At 68.3% G+C, this 12,815-nt stretch carries 15 protein-coding genes; 4 read left to right on the top strand and 11 right to left on the bottom strand.

The features are described 5' to 3' along the window. Positions 1–25 precede the first annotated feature (25 nt). Complete coding sequence (locus ACSHZY_RS01490; protein WP_435164429.1) at positions 26–502, top strand: zinc-ribbon domain-containing protein; 477 nt, start codon at positions 26–28, stop codon at positions 500–502. On the opposite strand, the gene ACSHZY_RS01485 is transcribed toward ACSHZY_RS01490, so the two are convergent. From ACSHZY_RS01485 to argH, 5 genes are read right to left on the bottom strand one after another with little or no spacing between them, the layout of a single operon-like run. After that, entirely contained in the window at positions 499–2,901 is a 2,403-nt protein-coding gene (locus ACSHZY_RS01485; protein ID WP_435164427.1) for a DUF4175 domain-containing protein, read from the bottom strand. The genes ACSHZY_RS01490 and ACSHZY_RS01485 overlap by 4 nt on opposite strands. Positions 2,902–2,925: 24 nt before the next feature. Then, positions 2,926–4,191, bottom strand: a complete 1,266-nt coding sequence (gene lysA / locus ACSHZY_RS01480; protein WP_435164425.1) for a diaminopimelate decarboxylase — start codon at positions 4,189–4,191, stop codon at positions 2,926–2,928. After that, positions 4,192–4,335: a hypothetical protein gene (locus ACSHZY_RS01475; RefSeq protein WP_435164423.1), complete on the bottom strand. Its 144-nt coding sequence runs from the start codon at positions 4,333–4,335 to the stop codon at positions 4,192–4,194. A 7-nt stretch (positions 4,336–4,342) separates the two neighbouring features. Then, positions 4,343–4,498: a hypothetical protein gene (locus tag ACSHZY_RS01470; protein WP_435164421.1), complete on the bottom strand. Its 156-nt coding sequence runs from the start codon at positions 4,496–4,498 to the stop codon at positions 4,343–4,345. After that, a complete protein-coding gene (gene argH / locus ACSHZY_RS01465; RefSeq protein WP_435164420.1) occupies positions 4,495–5,895 on the bottom strand; it encodes an argininosuccinate lyase in 1,401 nt (466 codons plus the stop codon). Before argH ends, ACSHZY_RS01470 begins: the two co-directional genes overlap by 4 nt. Before the next feature lie 22 nt (positions 5,896–5,917). Between argH and ACSHZY_RS01460 the strand changes: the two genes are divergently transcribed. Beyond that, a complete protein-coding gene (locus ACSHZY_RS01460; protein WP_435164418.1) occupies positions 5,918–6,448 on the top strand; it encodes a TlpA family protein disulfide reductase in 531 nt (176 codons plus the stop codon). Here the strand turns inward: ACSHZY_RS01460 and ACSHZY_RS01455 are convergent. Continuing rightward, positions 6,407–7,000 (bottom strand): DNA-3-methyladenine glycosylase I, encoded by a 594-nt coding sequence (locus tag ACSHZY_RS01455; RefSeq protein ID WP_435164416.1) that lies wholly within the window; start codon positions 6,998–7,000, stop codon positions 6,407–6,409. The two genes, ACSHZY_RS01460 and ACSHZY_RS01455, sit on opposite strands and share 42 nt — an antisense overlap. Positions 7,001–7,097: 97 nt before the next feature. Between ACSHZY_RS01455 and ACSHZY_RS01450 the strand changes: the two genes are divergently transcribed. Continuing rightward, complete coding sequence (locus ACSHZY_RS01450; RefSeq protein ID WP_435164414.1) at positions 7,098–7,922, top strand: EAL domain-containing protein; 825 nt, start codon at positions 7,098–7,100, stop codon at positions 7,920–7,922. A 44-nt stretch (positions 7,923–7,966) separates the two neighbouring features. Here ACSHZY_RS01450 and ACSHZY_RS01445 read toward each other — a convergent pair whose 3' ends face one another. From ACSHZY_RS01445 to ACSHZY_RS01435, 3 genes are all read right to left on the bottom strand, one after another. Next, positions 7,967–8,134 carry a YdcH family protein gene (locus ACSHZY_RS01445; protein WP_435164412.1) on the bottom strand — a complete coding sequence of 56 codons (168 nt, stop codon included), beginning with the start codon at positions 8,132–8,134 and terminating at the stop codon, positions 7,967–7,969. 83 nt (positions 8,135–8,217) lie between these two features. Then, positions 8,218–8,973: a tRNA1(Val) (adenine(37)-N6)-methyltransferase gene (locus tag ACSHZY_RS01440; RefSeq protein ID WP_435164410.1), complete on the bottom strand. Its 756-nt coding sequence runs from the start codon at positions 8,971–8,973 to the stop codon at positions 8,218–8,220. Further along, entirely contained in the window at positions 8,973–9,188 is a 216-nt protein-coding gene (locus tag ACSHZY_RS01435) for a DUF2007 domain-containing protein (protein WP_435164408.1), read from the bottom strand. Before ACSHZY_RS01435 ends, ACSHZY_RS01440 begins: the two co-directional genes overlap by 1 nt. Positions 9,189–9,233: 45 nt before the next feature. Here ACSHZY_RS01435 and ACSHZY_RS01430 point away from each other — a divergent pair, with 45 nt between their 5' ends. After that, entirely contained in the window at positions 9,234–10,235 is a 1,002-nt protein-coding gene (locus ACSHZY_RS01430; protein ID WP_435165427.1) for a polyprenyl synthetase family protein, read from the top strand. Here the strand turns inward: ACSHZY_RS01430 and ACSHZY_RS01425 are convergent. Both ACSHZY_RS01425 and ACSHZY_RS01420 read right to left on the bottom strand, forming a co-directional pair. Continuing rightward, on the bottom strand, positions 10,232–11,047 hold the full coding sequence (locus ACSHZY_RS01425; protein ID WP_435164406.1) for a 4-(cytidine 5'-diphospho)-2-C-methyl-D-erythritol kinase: 816 nt from the start codon (positions 11,045–11,047) through the stop codon (positions 10,232–10,234). The two genes, ACSHZY_RS01430 and ACSHZY_RS01425, sit on opposite strands and share 4 nt — an antisense overlap. Beyond that, a complete protein-coding gene (locus tag ACSHZY_RS01420; protein WP_435164404.1) occupies positions 11,034–12,740 on the bottom strand; it encodes a tetratricopeptide repeat protein in 1,707 nt (568 codons plus the stop codon). The genes ACSHZY_RS01425 and ACSHZY_RS01420 overlap by 14 nt, the downstream gene beginning before the upstream one ends. Positions 12,741–12,815 lie beyond the last annotated feature (75 nt).

Below are 12,815 nucleotides of genomic sequence, written 5' to 3'. Positions count from 1 at the left end.
ACACCCGAAAGCGAAGGGAAAAACGATGCGGCTTGGCTGTCCGGGATGCGGCGCACAATATGAGGTGGGGGCGGACGCCATTCCCGAGGCCGGGCGCGAGGTGACCTGTTCCGCCTGCGGCCACCGTTGGTTCCAGTTGAAGCCCGCGCCGGCCCGGCCCGCGCCCGTTCCGCTGCCCAAGCCCCCCGCGCGCGCGCCCGAGGACTTTCGCGCCTTCCTGCGCGAGGAGGCCGAGCGCGAGGCGGCCCAGCGCCGCCGGGACGGCGTGCCCCCGCCGCCCGTGGTGTCCGCCCCCCGCCGCCGCCGCCGCCGCGGCTTCGTGACGGGGATATTTCTGGCCGTGGTGCCGCTGGGCCTGCTGACCGGGCTTTACATCGGCGCACCACGGCTGGAGCGGGAGGTTCCGTCGCTGACTGGCCCGCTGACCCGTTACACCGATCAGGTGGACGCCCTGCGCCTGCAGGTGCATGACTGGATCCTGCAGGTGCGCGACTCGCGCTAGAAGAAATCCAGAAGCCGGCGAAGGTAGTCGCGCTCCTCCTCGGGGCGCTGCTGTTCGCCGGCGCGGCGGCGGATTTCGCCCAGCAGTTCCTCGGCCCGCTGTCGGGCCTGATCCTCGCCCTGCAGCAGGTTCCGGTCAGAGCCGATGCGCGCCGAATCCCCCGGCGGGCGGCCAAGGGGATCGCGGCCGTCGCCTTCGGTCTGGCCCTGTTGTTCAGAGGGCTCGCCCCCTTGCGGTTCGCCCTGTTCCTGCGCCAGCGCCTCGTTCATCTGGCGCAAACCGTCGCGCAGCGCTTCCATCGCCTCGGCCTGCTGGTCCAGCGCGCCGGACATGTCGCCGTCGCGGAGCGCCTGTTCGGCCTTGTCCATGGCGCGGCCCGCACGGTCGATCTGGCGCTGGCCTTCCTGTCCGGGGGGCGTGTCCTGACCCGGAAGCTCCCCCAACTCACCCAAACGCTCGCGCAGCTCGCGCTGGCGGTCGGCAAGGCCCTGACGGTCGGGCTGGCCGTCCTGAAGGCTTTCGAAGCCTTCGTCCGACAGGTCCTGCTGGTCGCGCAGCGTGTCCTGCAACTGGCGCATGGAGGGGGGACCGGAGCCTTGGCCGCCTTCCCCTTCGGTCACCTGCAGGTTTTCCATCATCTGGCGCAGCTGGTCCATCAGGGCCTGCGCTTCGGCCATGCGGCCCTGCTGCATCAGCGACTGGATCTGGTCCATCATCTGCTGAAGCTGGTCGCCGGTCAGTTCCTGCCCTTCGCCCTGCGCCTGCTGCTGGTCGGGGTTGCGCTGGGCGTTTTCGGCCAGTTCACGGATGTAGTCGTCGGTCGCCTGCCGCAGTTCCTGCATCAGGCTTTCGATCTCGGACGGATCGGCACCGTCGCGCATCGCCTGGCTCAGCCGGTCCTGCGCGCGCTGCATGCGTTCGCGGGCGGAATTGGCATCCCCATCCTCCACCAGAAGGGCGATGGCCCAAAGCTCTTCGGCCAGGCGGTCGCGCGCTTCGGTCGTGATCTCGGGGCCGGCGGTGGACAGGTCCCGCATCACGGCCCGCAGGCGCAGGAAGACGCGGTTGTTGCGGAACAGCCCTTCGGGACGATGGGTGATGGCGTGCAGCACCTGATCCACGCGGGGCGCGTTGCCGCGCGACCACAGAAGATCGCGCCGCATTTCGACCAGCGCGGCGGCGAGGGGATCGAAGAAGCGCTTGCCCGGCAGGGTGGTGTGGATCGGCTCCGCCATCCCGGTCTGCCCGGCCGCGTCGGTGGCGCTGAGGCGGATCGTCACCGGCAGGTTGGCATAAGGATGCTGGGACAGATCCTGCACCAGCACATCGGAAAACGCGGTGCGCTGCCCCGACACCGGCAAGGGCAGGTCGATGCGGATGGGATCGCGCGGCTCCGGCTCGGCCGTCAGGCCATAGCGGCGGTCGACGGCGGGCAGGTCCAGCGCGATCTCGGCCTGGCCGCCGGTGACGCCGTAATCGTCGGCGGCTTGGAAGGGCAGGCGCATCTTGCCGTCCGCTTCCCTCGTCAGATCGCCGGTGCCGGACAGGGTGGGCGGCGCGTCGGGCGTGACCGTCACGGACCATTCGCGGCCACCGTCGCCCGCTATGGTCAGAAGGCCGGATTGCCGGATGTCGAACTCCTGCCGGGGGGCGGAGGCGGTGGCCGCCTCGGTCCGGGCCGACACGGTTTCCGCCACGGTCAGATCGCCCACGCCCCCGTAAAGGCGCAAAAGGACGTGGCTGTTCACCGGCACGGTGATGGGCCCGGTCAGATCGTTCAGATACAAGGCGGGCTTGCCGGTATAGGCGGGGGGCTGGATCCAGCCTTCCCACATGGGCCCCGTGGCGGCCACTTGACCACCCGGAAGCCCCGCCACCGTCGCCACACGCCAGACCGACCCGAACAGAAGCGCCACGACCAGCGCCGTCAGCGCGAAATAGCGCAGGGCGAAGGGGTCGCGCCGGGGCAGGTCGGGCTTGGGCGCCACGGGCCGCGCGCCTTCGGCCCTTTGGGCCATGCGGCGGCGATGCGCGTCCCACACGGCGGCCGAGGCGGGGTCCGCGCTGCCGATGGCCTGCGTGTCGGTCAGGGACGCGATGGGCTGGCCGGGAAGCGAGGCGTCCAGACGGGCCACCGCCTCGGCCCGCCGTGGAATGCGGAAACGGCGGATGCCCCGGATCAGCAGCGCGCACCCGCCCAGCACGATGACGACCATCCAGCCCCAGACCACCTCCAGCGGCAGGCGGTCCTGCACGCCGAAGGCCAGCGTGGCGAATGTGATGAGGGCAATCGTCCACAGCGGCCAGAAGGACCGTGCAAGCCGCTCGGCCCACAGGCCCGCCAAGGTCAGCCGGATCGGCCACCGCAGCCGGCGGAGGGTCGCATCAATGTCGGACATCCCACCTGCCTAGCCTGACCGCAACTACAGCCAGTCCGGTATGGTATCGCGCGACAGGATTTCGTCAAACGTCGGACGGGCGCGAATGACGGCATAGTGATCGTCTTTCACGAGGATTTCGGGAATGAGCGGCCGGGTGTTGTATTCCGACGCCATCACCGCCCCGTAGGCACCGGCCGAACGGAAGGCGACCAGATCCCCTTCGGCCAGCGCGGGCAGGGGGCGGCCCTTGGCAAAAGTGTCGCCGGTTTCGCAGACGGGGCCCACCACGTCGTAGGGCTGCTGGTCGGCGCCGACCAAAGGCTCCTCCACCGCGACGATGTCGTGATGCGCGCCATACATGGACGGGCGCACCAAATCGTTCATCGCGGCGTCGAGGATCAGGAAGTCCCGCCCTTCGCCGTTCTTGACGTAGATCACGCGGCTGACCAGCACGCCCGAATTGCCCGAGATCAGGCGGCCGGGCTCGATCTCGATCTCGCAGCCCAGATCGCCCACGGTGCGCTTGATCAGCCCGCCGTACTCCATGGGCAAAGGCGGGGCCTCGTTCCCGCGGGCATAAGGGATGCCAAGGCCGCCGCCCAGATCCAGACGGCGGATGTCGTGCCCTTCGGCGCGCAGGCGACGGGTCAGGTCGGCGACCTTCAGGTAGGCCTGCTCGAACGGTTCCAGCTCGGTCAGCTGGCTGCCGATGTGAACGTCGATGCCGACCACGTCCAGACCGGGAAGGCGGGCGGCTTCGGCATAGACTTCGGACGCGCGGGCGATGGGGATGCCGAATTTGTTTTCCGACTTGCCGGTGGCGATCTTTTCATGCGTGCGGGCGTCCACGTCGGGGTTCACGCGGATGGTGATGGGGGCGACCTTGCCCAAAGAGGTGGCCACCTCGGACAGGGCCCGCATCTCGGGCTCGGATTCGACGTTGAACTGGCGGATGCCGCCTTCCAGCGCAATCCGCATCTCCTCCCGCGTTTTGCCCACGCCGGAGAAGACGATCCGGTCCCCGGGAACGCCTGCGGCCTTGGCGCGCAGGTATTCGCCCGCCGACACCACGTCCATCCCCGCGCCGAGGCTGCCCAGCGTCTTCAGCACCGCCACGTTCGACAGCGACTTGATGGCAAAGCACACAAGATGCGGCAAGGGCGACAGCGCTTCGGTGAACAGTTGGTAATGGCGCGTCAGCGTGGCCGTGGAATAGCAGTAGAAGGGCGTGCCGACGACGCGGGCGATGTCGGCCAGCGCCACATCCTCGGCGTGCAGCGTGCCGGAGCGGTAGGAGAAGTGATCCATCTAGCGGTTGATCTCGGGCTGGGTGTCGGCGGGGAAGATCTCGGTGCCGTTGGGCGCGACAGGGTCGCCGTCCACGCCACAGCCCGACAAGGCGAAAAAGGTGGCCACGGCCAGCAGGCAGGCCAGAAGGAGCGGATGTGTCATTGGAACCTCAGGGGCTGACCGCCACGCCGACACCGCCCATGCGGCCGCTGACGGAAGGGGCGACATAGACGCCGCCGGGCCCGATGCCGATGCCCGCGTTCAGATACGGGCCGGTCTGGCACGCGGACAGCAGCAGAAGGGACAGGACGGCAAGGGGTTTCATCCAAGGATTTCCTTCCAGCGGGCGACCTGCGCGCGGACCTGGTCCGGCGCGGTTCCCCCGTAGGATTGCCGCGAACGGACGGAGTTGTCCACGCCCAGAACATCGAACACGTCCGCGCGGATGCCGGCATGAACGCCCTGCATGTCGGCCAGCGTCAGGTCGGGCAGGTCGCAGCCCTTGGATTCGGCCAGGGCCACCAGCGTGCCGGTCACGTGATGGGCATCGCGGAAGGGCAGGCCCAGTTCGCGCACCAGCCAGTCCGCCAGATCCGTGGCGGTGGAGAAGCCGGAGGCAGCGGCCTTCTTCAGTTCCGCCACGTTCGCCTGCATGTCCCCCACCATTCCGGTCATCGCGGCAAGGCACAGCATCAGCGTGTCGGCGGCGTCGAAGACCTGCTCCTTGTCCTCCTGCATGTCCTTGGAATAGGTCAGCGGCAGGCCCTTCATCACGGTGAAGAGCGCGACTGTCGCGCCCAGAATGCGGCCGATCTTGGCGCGCAGCAGTTCGGCGGCGTCGGGGTTCTTCTTCTGCGGCATGATGGACGATCCGGTCGTCCAGCGGTCCGACAGGCGCACGAAGCGGAACTGGGCCGAGGACCAGATCACCAGCTCCTCGGCAAACCGGCTCAGGTGCATCGCGGTGATGGTGGAGGCCGACAGGAACTCCAGCGCGAAATCGCGGTCGGCCACGGAGTCGAGGCTGTTGGCCGTGGGCCGGTCGAAGCCCAGCGCCTTCGCCGTCGCGTGACGGTCGATCGGGAAGCTGGTTCCGGCCAGCGCGGCCGCGCCCAGCGGGCATTCGTTCATCCGCGCGCGGGCGTCGCGGAAGCGCGACAGGTCGCGGCCCAGCATCTCGGCATAGGCGAGCATGTGATGGCCCCAGGTCACGGGCTGGGCGGTCTGCAGATGGGTGAAGCCGGGCATGACCCAGTCGGCCCCCGCCTCGGCCTGGGCGACGAAGGCGCGCAGCAGCGCCTCGATCCCCGTGATGGCCGCGTCGCACTGGTCCCGCACCCACATGCGGAAATCAAGCGCGACCTGGTCGTTGCGCGAACGGGCGGTGTGAAGGCGGCCCGCCGGTTCTCCGATGATCTCCTTCAGGCGGGCTTCCACGTTCATGTGGATGTCTTCAAGCTCCACCCGAAAGGGGAAGGCGCCGCCCTCGATCTCTGACAACACCGTGAGAAGGCCTTGGCCGATCGCCTCCGCATCGTTATCCGTGATGATGCCCTGTGCCGCGAGCATCGCCGCATGGGCCCGCGATCCGGCGATGTCCTGTGCCGCCATCCGCTGGTCGAACCCGATCGAGGCGTTGATCGCCGTCATGATCGCGTCCGGACCGGCGGCAAAGCGCCCGCCCCACATGGCGTTGGCAGAGGTCTGGTCGGATGCGGTCATGGAATAGCCTTCGGAGGTTCTGATGCTGCGCGTCCTGTTCGTCTATACCGCCTTGGCGCTTGGCGCAAATACGGCGATGGCCGATGTTCCGGCGGCGCAGGCCGTGCAGGCGGGCGACATGCGCAAGCTGGCCTTCGAGGAGGCGAAGCCCTTGCCCGCCGCCGATCTTCTGACGCTGGAGGACGAGGTGCAGGCCCTTCCGGCCGGCCAGTGGACGGTGCTGAACTTCTGGGCCACCTGGTGCCCGCCCTGCCGGAAGGAGATGCCATCCCTGGACCGGCTGCAGGCCGCGCGTCCCGACCTTGCGGTGGTGACGGTGGCCACGGGCCGCAACCCGGTGCCGAAGATCCGCCAGTTCTTTGCCGAACAGTCCGTCACCCATGTGACCGCCTTGCGCGATCCCGACCAGACGCTGGCGCGCAAGGTGGGGGTGATCGGCCTGCCGGTGACGCTGATCCTGAATCCCGAAGGACAGATCGTGGGCCGCCTGACCGGCGACGCCGAATGGGATTCACCCGACGCGCTGGCCGTTCTGGACGCGCTGTCCCGCTGAGAGGCAGCGCGCGCGGGCGGGGCAGCCGACCAGATGGTCGTTGATCAACCCCGACGCCTGAAGAAAGGCGTAGGTGATGGTGGGCCCGCAGAACCGGAACCCGCGCTTGCGCAGGTCCTTCGAGATGCGGTGCGACAGGTCCGTCGCCGCCGGAATGTCGGCCGGGGTTTCGGGCGCGTTCACAAAGGGCGTGCCGTCCACGTAGTCCCAAAGGAAGGCGCCGAAATCGGGCATGTCCAGATAGGCGCGGGCGTTCAGGATTGTCGCCTCGATCTTGCCGCGGTGGCGGATGATGCGCGGATCGGCCAGAAGGCGCGTCACCTCCGGCTCCCCCCAGCGGGCGATGGTGTCGGGATGAAAGCCTTCAAACGCGTCGCGGAACCCGTCGCGCCGCCGCAGGATCGTGATCCAGGAGAGCCCTGCCTGGAACCCGTCCAGGATCAGCTTTTCCCACAACACGCGCGGATCCGTGTCGGGCATGCCCCATTCGGTGTCGTGATAGGCGACATAGACGGGGTCCGTCCCGCACCAGTGGCAGCGCTGCCCGTCCATGTGCCGGTCCGCCCAATTCGATGCAAATGCGAAATCTTCAGCTTTTGTTTACGAGCCATGCCCCAAGTTGTCCAGCGTGGGACTCGGAGAGGATTCGATGGCTGAGAACAAGCGCAAGGCGGCGATCGAGGGCACGCCTCTGGGATTCGCGATCTCGGAAAACGACCGGCAGACGTTGGCGATGGTGTCGCAGGCGCTGGATCAGAAGCGGGTGAAACTGGCCTTCCAGCCGGTCGTGCTCGGCTCCGATCCGACGCGGGTGGCGTTTCACGAAGGGCTGATCCGCATTCTGGACCCGTCGGGCCGGGTGATCCCGGCACGGGATTTCATGGCGGCGGTGGAGGAACAGGAAACCGGCCGCCGCATCGACGTCGCGGCGCTGGAGGCGGGTCTGTGGACGCTGTCGCAGAACCCGACCCTGCGGCTGGCGGTGAACATGTCCGCGCGGTCCGTGGGCTATGCTCCGTGGATGCGGGCGCTGCGCCACGGGCTGAAGCGCGACGCCACGGTGGGCGAGCGGTTGATCCTGGAGATCACCGAAAGCTCCGCCATGCTGGTGCCGGAGCTGGTGGTGTCGTTCATGGACGAGCTGCAGCAGTACGGCATCGCCTTTGCGTTGGACGACTTCGGCGCGGGCTTCACGGCCTTCCGCTACTTCAAGGACTTCTTCTTCGACATGGTGAAGATCGACGGGCAGTTCGTCCGGGGCATCGACCGTGACCCGGACAATCAGGTGCTGACGCGGGCGCTGCAATCCATCGCCCAGCAGTTCGAGATGGTGACGGTGGCGGAATCCGTCGAAACCGTGGCCGAGGCGGAGTTCCTGCGCGGGATCGGGATCGACTGCCTGCAAGGCTACCTGTTCGGTGCTCCGACCACGAAGCCGGACTGGACCCGCGACGCCCTTTCGCTGTCGGCCTGAGACCTGCGGCGCTGGCGGGGGGAGGCCGCCAGCGCCGGCACGCTTCAGATGCGCGCCAGTTTGGTGATTTCTTCCTTGAGACGAAGCTTCTGCTTCTTCATCTCGGCAACCTTGATGGCGTCGGCGGCGGGTTGGCGCTGTTCCCAGACCACCGAGTTCGAGAGAGAATCGTGTTTGCGGCGCAGTTCTTGCAGATGCGAGGCAACAGACATGACGGTCTCCTGTGTGATTGCGTGTAAAAGAATTGCAACACGCTCTTTGAGTCGTGTCACGCGTTCTTTTCGCCCATGTGCGGTCACCCGCGCGAAGCGGCCGCCAAGGGCTGCGGAAAGCCGCCACCCTCGCGCAGGATGAGGCGGGCGAGGGGGGTGACATCTTCGCCATCGTGCTTATGTTCCGCCGCCGCGTGCAGGATCGCGGACGCGGCCAGCACGAACGCGGCCCGTCCGCCCTTCCTTGCCTGAAGGATCAGCCGTTTCGGCGCCCGTCCTTCCCGCGCGGCCAGCGGCAAAACCACCACCGACCCGACCGAGGATGGCATCGCACACAGCGCATCCGGCAACCGGTCCGCCCCGAAAATCAGCGTCATCGTCCCGCCGGGGCGCAGGCGCCGGGCCATCACCTCCATCCAGCGGGCCAGCGGCAGATCTTCCCGCAGGGCGATGTCGCGGCCGGCATCGCGCGAGGGGGTGCCGCCGGAGTAATAGGGCGGGTTGGCCATGACGTGATCGAAGCTGTCCGTAAGGGCAAGGCGGTCCAGATCGCCCTCGATCACCTCCAGCGGCAGGGCGTTTGCGTCGGCGTTGCGTCGCGCGAGGTCGGCGTAATCGGCCTGAACCTCCACCCCCGTCAGATGCGCGCCCGTGCGGTGCGCAAGGCACAGCGCGGCCACGCCCACGCCGCAACCCAGTTCAAGAACGCGCTGCCCTGCGCGCGCGGGCACAGAGGCGGCCAGAAACACCGGATCGGTGGCGGCGCGGTAGCCGTCCCGCGGCTGCAGGATGCGCAGGCGGCCGTCCAGGAACCGGTCCTCGGTCACAGCGGCGAACATCAGTGGCCCGGCAGGACGCCGTTGTCGATCAGGGCGCGGGCGGCGGCCGCGTGGTCGTCCTCGTGCACCATCATCCGGCGGGGAAGCGCGCCGATGCCGCCGTCCAGGATGCTCATGTGGACGTCCATGACAAAGACGTCTATACCCTCGCCCTGAAGCAGCGCCTGTGCGAAGGCGATCACTGTGGGGTCGGTGGTGCGCAGAAGCTCTTTCATCTTAACAGGATATGCGGCAGGCGCAGGTTTGTCGAGGATCGGGGACTGAACGTGGACGACGTTTCGCAAAAACCGCATGACCGGCTGGGCGACTGGCTGGGATCGGACATGGATCGGGTCAACGTCCTGATCCGGGAACGGATGGCCTCGGAACACGCGCCGCGCATCCCCGAGGTGACGGCCCATCTGGTGGAGGCGGGCGGCAAGCGCCTGCGCCCGATGCTGGTTCTGGCCGCCGCGCGGATGTGCGGGTATGACGGTCCCTTCCACATCCATCTGGCGGCCACGGTCGAATTCATCCACACGGCGACGCTGCTGCATGACGACGTGGTGGACGAAAGCGCCCAGCGGCGCGGGCGTCCGACGGCGAACCTGTTGTGGGACAACAAGTCCTCGGTCCTTGTGGGCGACTATCTGTTCGCGCGGTCGTTCCAGACCATGGTCGAACCGGGGCGGATGGACGTGCTGGACGTGCTGTGCAACGCCTCTGCCACCATTGCCGAGGGCGAGGTGCTGCAACTGACCGCCGCGCAGGATCTGGCGACCACGGAAGCGATCTATCTTCAGGTGGTGCGCGGCAAGACGGCGGCCCTGTTCGCGGCCGCGGCCGAGGTGGGCGGCATGATCGCCGACGCCGCACCGGACCAGGTCCGGGGCCTGCGCGATTACGGCGACGCGCTGGGCATCGCGTTCCAGATCGTGGACGATCTTCTGGATTACGGCGGGGTGGCCGAAACCATCGGCAAGAACACCGGCGACGATTTCCGCGAACGCAAGCTGACCCTGCCCGTGATCAAGGCCGTGGCCCTTGCCGATGCCGAGGAGCGGGCCTTCTGGCAACGCACGATCGCCGAAGGGGATCAGCGCGACGGCGATCTGGACCACGCGCAGGCGATCCTGAAACGCCATGGCGCGCTGGACGCGGCCCGCGCGGACGCGCTGGCCTGGGCGGACCGGGCCAAGGCCGCGCTGGATCCGCTGCCCACGCACACGCTGCGCGAGATGCTGGTGGATCTGGCCGATTACGTCGTGGCGCGGATCCGCTAGGTTTCCAACGGGGCTGCGGCGCGCCACCAGTCTTGGGGCAAGGCGGCGACGCCGGCCCGCGCCTCGGTCTCGGTCGCAAACAGGCCAAAGCAGGTCGCCCCCGATCCCGACATCCGCGCGAAGAGACAGCCCGGCAGGTCTGCCAGCGCGTCGCGCACCGTGGCGATGACGGGGGCAATGGCGATGGCGGGCGCCTCCAGATCGTTGCGGGTGGCGCGCAGCCAGCGGGCCAGTTCCATCACCGTGGCAAAGGCCGGAATGTCCGGCAGCGGGGCACCGAACCCGGCCAGCCCCTTGAACACCGGGCCGGTGGGCACGGGCACGCGCGGATTGGCCAGCACCAGCCACGCCTTCGGCATCAGCACCGGGTCCAGCCGTTCGCCGATCCCCGCCATCCGCGCCGGAGAGCCGTTGAGGCAGACCGGCACGTCCGCGCCCAAAGCCAGCACCTGTTCGGGCGGGGGCAGGGGGCGGCCCGTCAGGCCCGACATGATCTTCAGCGTGGCCGCCGCATCCGCCGATCCGCCGCCGATGCCTGACGCCACAGGCAGCACCTTGTCCAGCCGCAGCCGCGCCGTGCCCATCAGGCGCGCCGCGCGCAGAACCAGATTGTCATCCTCGCCCTGAAGGCTGGCGGCCTCGGGTCCGGTCACCTCCAGCGTCAGGGTGTCGGCGGTGTGGCCGACCAGACGGTCGCCCACGCCGGCAAAGACGACCAGGCTGTTCAGCAGGTGATACCCGTCGTCCCGCCGCCCCGTCACGTGCAGGGCAAGGTTCACCTTGGCGCGGGCCAGCGCCTCAATGGTTGTCATGGCTGGCCTTGGTCAGCGTGGCGGCGAAATCAGCCTGGCCTTCGTCGGTCAGAACCTGCGTCAGGCCCTTTTCCAGCTTGCGGTTGATGCGCTCCACCTCGGCGGGTTCAGGGTTGAAAACCAGCGCGCGGCGCCACTGGAACCGCGCCTCGTCCTGGCGACCGACGGCCCAGTAGATGTCGCCCAGATGGTCCGTCAGGATGGGGTCGGCGGGTTCCAGAAGAACCGCCGTCTCCATCGGACCCACGGCCTCGTCGAAGCGACCCAGCTTGAAGAAGGCCCAGGCGAGGCTGTCTTGAATGGCGCCGGACTCGGGCATGGCGGCGACGGCGCGCTCGATCATGTCCAGCGCCTCGTCCAGCTTGCGGTGCTGTTCCACCAGCGAATAGCCAAGGTAGTTCAACACGTCCGGCTGGTCGGGCACCAGTTCCAGCGCGGCGCGCATGTCGGCCTCGGCTTCCTCTTTCCGGCCCAGGCGGTCATTGGTGATGCCGCGGCTGAACAGGACGGGCCAGTATTGCTTGGAAGGGGAGCCGATCATCTGCAACGCCTTGTCGTATTGCGGCAGGGCGGCGGTGAAATCCTCGGTCTGGCGCAGGGCGTCGGCCAGCGCCACCTGCACGCCCAGGGCGTCGGGGCGTTCGGCGGCCAGCGCCTTCAGCGTGTCCACGGCCTCGGCGTCCTGATCGTTCGAGAACAGCGCGTCCGCCTTGGAGATGTTGGCCGCCTCGCGCAGCGGATCGGTGTCGGGAACGGCGCCATAGGCCGCGATGGCCATGGCCGTCTGGCCCTGTCCGCCCAGAAGGTCCCCGACCAGGATCTGCGCTTCGGCGTGGTCGGGACGCAGGTCCGTGGCCATGCGCGCATAGACCAGGGTGAAGGTGTCGCCCGCTTCCTCCGACAGGGCCGAGGCGAGGGTGTAGAACACCTCGGCCATGCCGTCCTGCGGGTTGCGCACGATGTCCCAGGGCAGCGTTTCCCCGGCATCAAGGGCGGCAGTCAGCATCCGGCGCGCCGGATCGGATTCGGCGAAGGTCAGGGCCAGCAGCTCCCGCGCCTCGTCCTTGCGGTCCAGCTGCGACAAAAGCTGCACGCGGGCCAGCGTGCCGCGACGGGTGACGGCGACGGGATGGTCGGGATCGGCCAGAATCGCCTCTGCCCCTTCCAGATCGCCCACCATCGCGAGGGCCAGCGCCTTGTGATACAGGCCGAAGGCCTGAAGGCCTTGCGACTGCGCCACCTTGTCGAAGGCTGTCATCGCGGCGTCGGCCTGGCCGCGCCCCAGTTCGGCCCATCCGTCGATCAGCTGCTGCATCACCGCGCCCACGGCTTCCAGATCGGTGTTCAGCGCGAGGATGCCGTCCCAGTCGCCCGCCTTGGCCAGCTTGTCGACCAGCGCCACGTACATGGTCGGGCTGTTGAGGTTCAGCGATCCCATGGTCTGCGCCACGGCCGAGGCCTGATCGAACTGGCCCGCCGCGATATGGGCGATCAGCGTGCCTTCCAGCAGCGCCGGGTTGGAGGCGTCGGCGGCGGTCGCCCGGCTGTACCAGGCGGCGGCCGAGGAATGGTCCCCCCCTTCGGCGGCCACGCGGGCGGCCAGATACGCACCTGCGTCCTGCGCCATGGCGCCGGCGGGAAGGCACAGCGCCAAAGCCAGCGCGGCGAAACGGGAACGGGACGTGTCGGGCATGGGGCCTCCGGCTGCAACCACGCGACGATAGGGTGCATCGCGCCGGATCGCAAACCCTTCAAGGGTTTGTCTGTG

The sequence above is a fragment of the Falsirhodobacter sp. 1013 genome (assembly GCF_051195255.1).
Lineage (GTDB): Bacteria > Pseudomonadota > Alphaproteobacteria > Rhodobacterales > Rhodobacteraceae > Falsirhodobacter.
Note: the sequence above shows the minus strand (reverse complement) of the source record. Positions and strands in the feature narration are given on the sequence as shown.

Bases quoted from the DNA above. Each gene is read 5' to 3' on its own strand.
- ACSHZY_RS01490 (WP_435164429.1), top strand. From the start codon at position 26: ATGCGGCTTGGCTGTCCGGGATGCGGCGCACAATATGAGGTGGGGGCG.
- ACSHZY_RS01485 (WP_435164427.1), bottom strand. From the start codon at position 2,901: ATGTCCGACATTGATGCGACCCTCCGCCGGCTGCGGTGGCCGATCCGG.
- lysA (WP_435164425.1), bottom strand. From the start codon at position 4,191: ATGGATCACTTCTCCTACCGCTCCGGCACGCTGCACGCCGAGGATGTG.
- ACSHZY_RS01475 (WP_435164423.1), bottom strand. From the start codon at position 4,335: ATGACACATCCGCTCCTTCTGGCCTGCCTGCTGGCCGTGGCCACCTTT.
- ACSHZY_RS01470 (WP_435164421.1), bottom strand. From the start codon at position 4,498: ATGAAACCCCTTGCCGTCCTGTCCCTTCTGCTGCTGTCCGCGTGCCAG.
- argH (WP_435164420.1), bottom strand. From the start codon at position 5,895: ATGACCGCATCCGACCAGACCTCTGCCAACGCCATGTGGGGCGGGCGC.
- ACSHZY_RS01460 (WP_435164418.1), top strand. From the start codon at position 5,918: ATGCTGCGCGTCCTGTTCGTCTATACCGCCTTGGCGCTTGGCGCAAAT.
- ACSHZY_RS01455 (WP_435164416.1), bottom strand. From the start codon at position 7,000: ATGGACGGGCAGCGCTGCCACTGGTGCGGGACGGACCCCGTCTATGTC.
- ACSHZY_RS01450 (WP_435164414.1), top strand. From the start codon at position 7,098: ATGGCTGAGAACAAGCGCAAGGCGGCGATCGAGGGCACGCCTCTGGGA.
- ACSHZY_RS01445 (WP_435164412.1), bottom strand. From the start codon at position 8,134: ATGTCTGTTGCCTCGCATCTGCAAGAACTGCGCCGCAAACACGATTCT.
- ACSHZY_RS01440 (WP_435164410.1), bottom strand. From the start codon at position 8,973: ATGTTCGCCGCTGTGACCGAGGACCGGTTCCTGGACGGCCGCCTGCGC.
- ACSHZY_RS01435 (WP_435164408.1), bottom strand. From the start codon at position 9,188: ATGAAAGAGCTTCTGCGCACCACCGACCCCACAGTGATCGCCTTCGCA.
- ACSHZY_RS01425 (WP_435164406.1), bottom strand. From the start codon at position 11,047: ATGACAACCATTGAGGCGCTGGCCCGCGCCAAGGTGAACCTTGCCCTG.
- ACSHZY_RS01420 (WP_435164404.1), bottom strand. From the start codon at position 12,740: ATGCCCGACACGTCCCGTTCCCGTTTCGCCGCGCTGGCTTTGGCGCTG.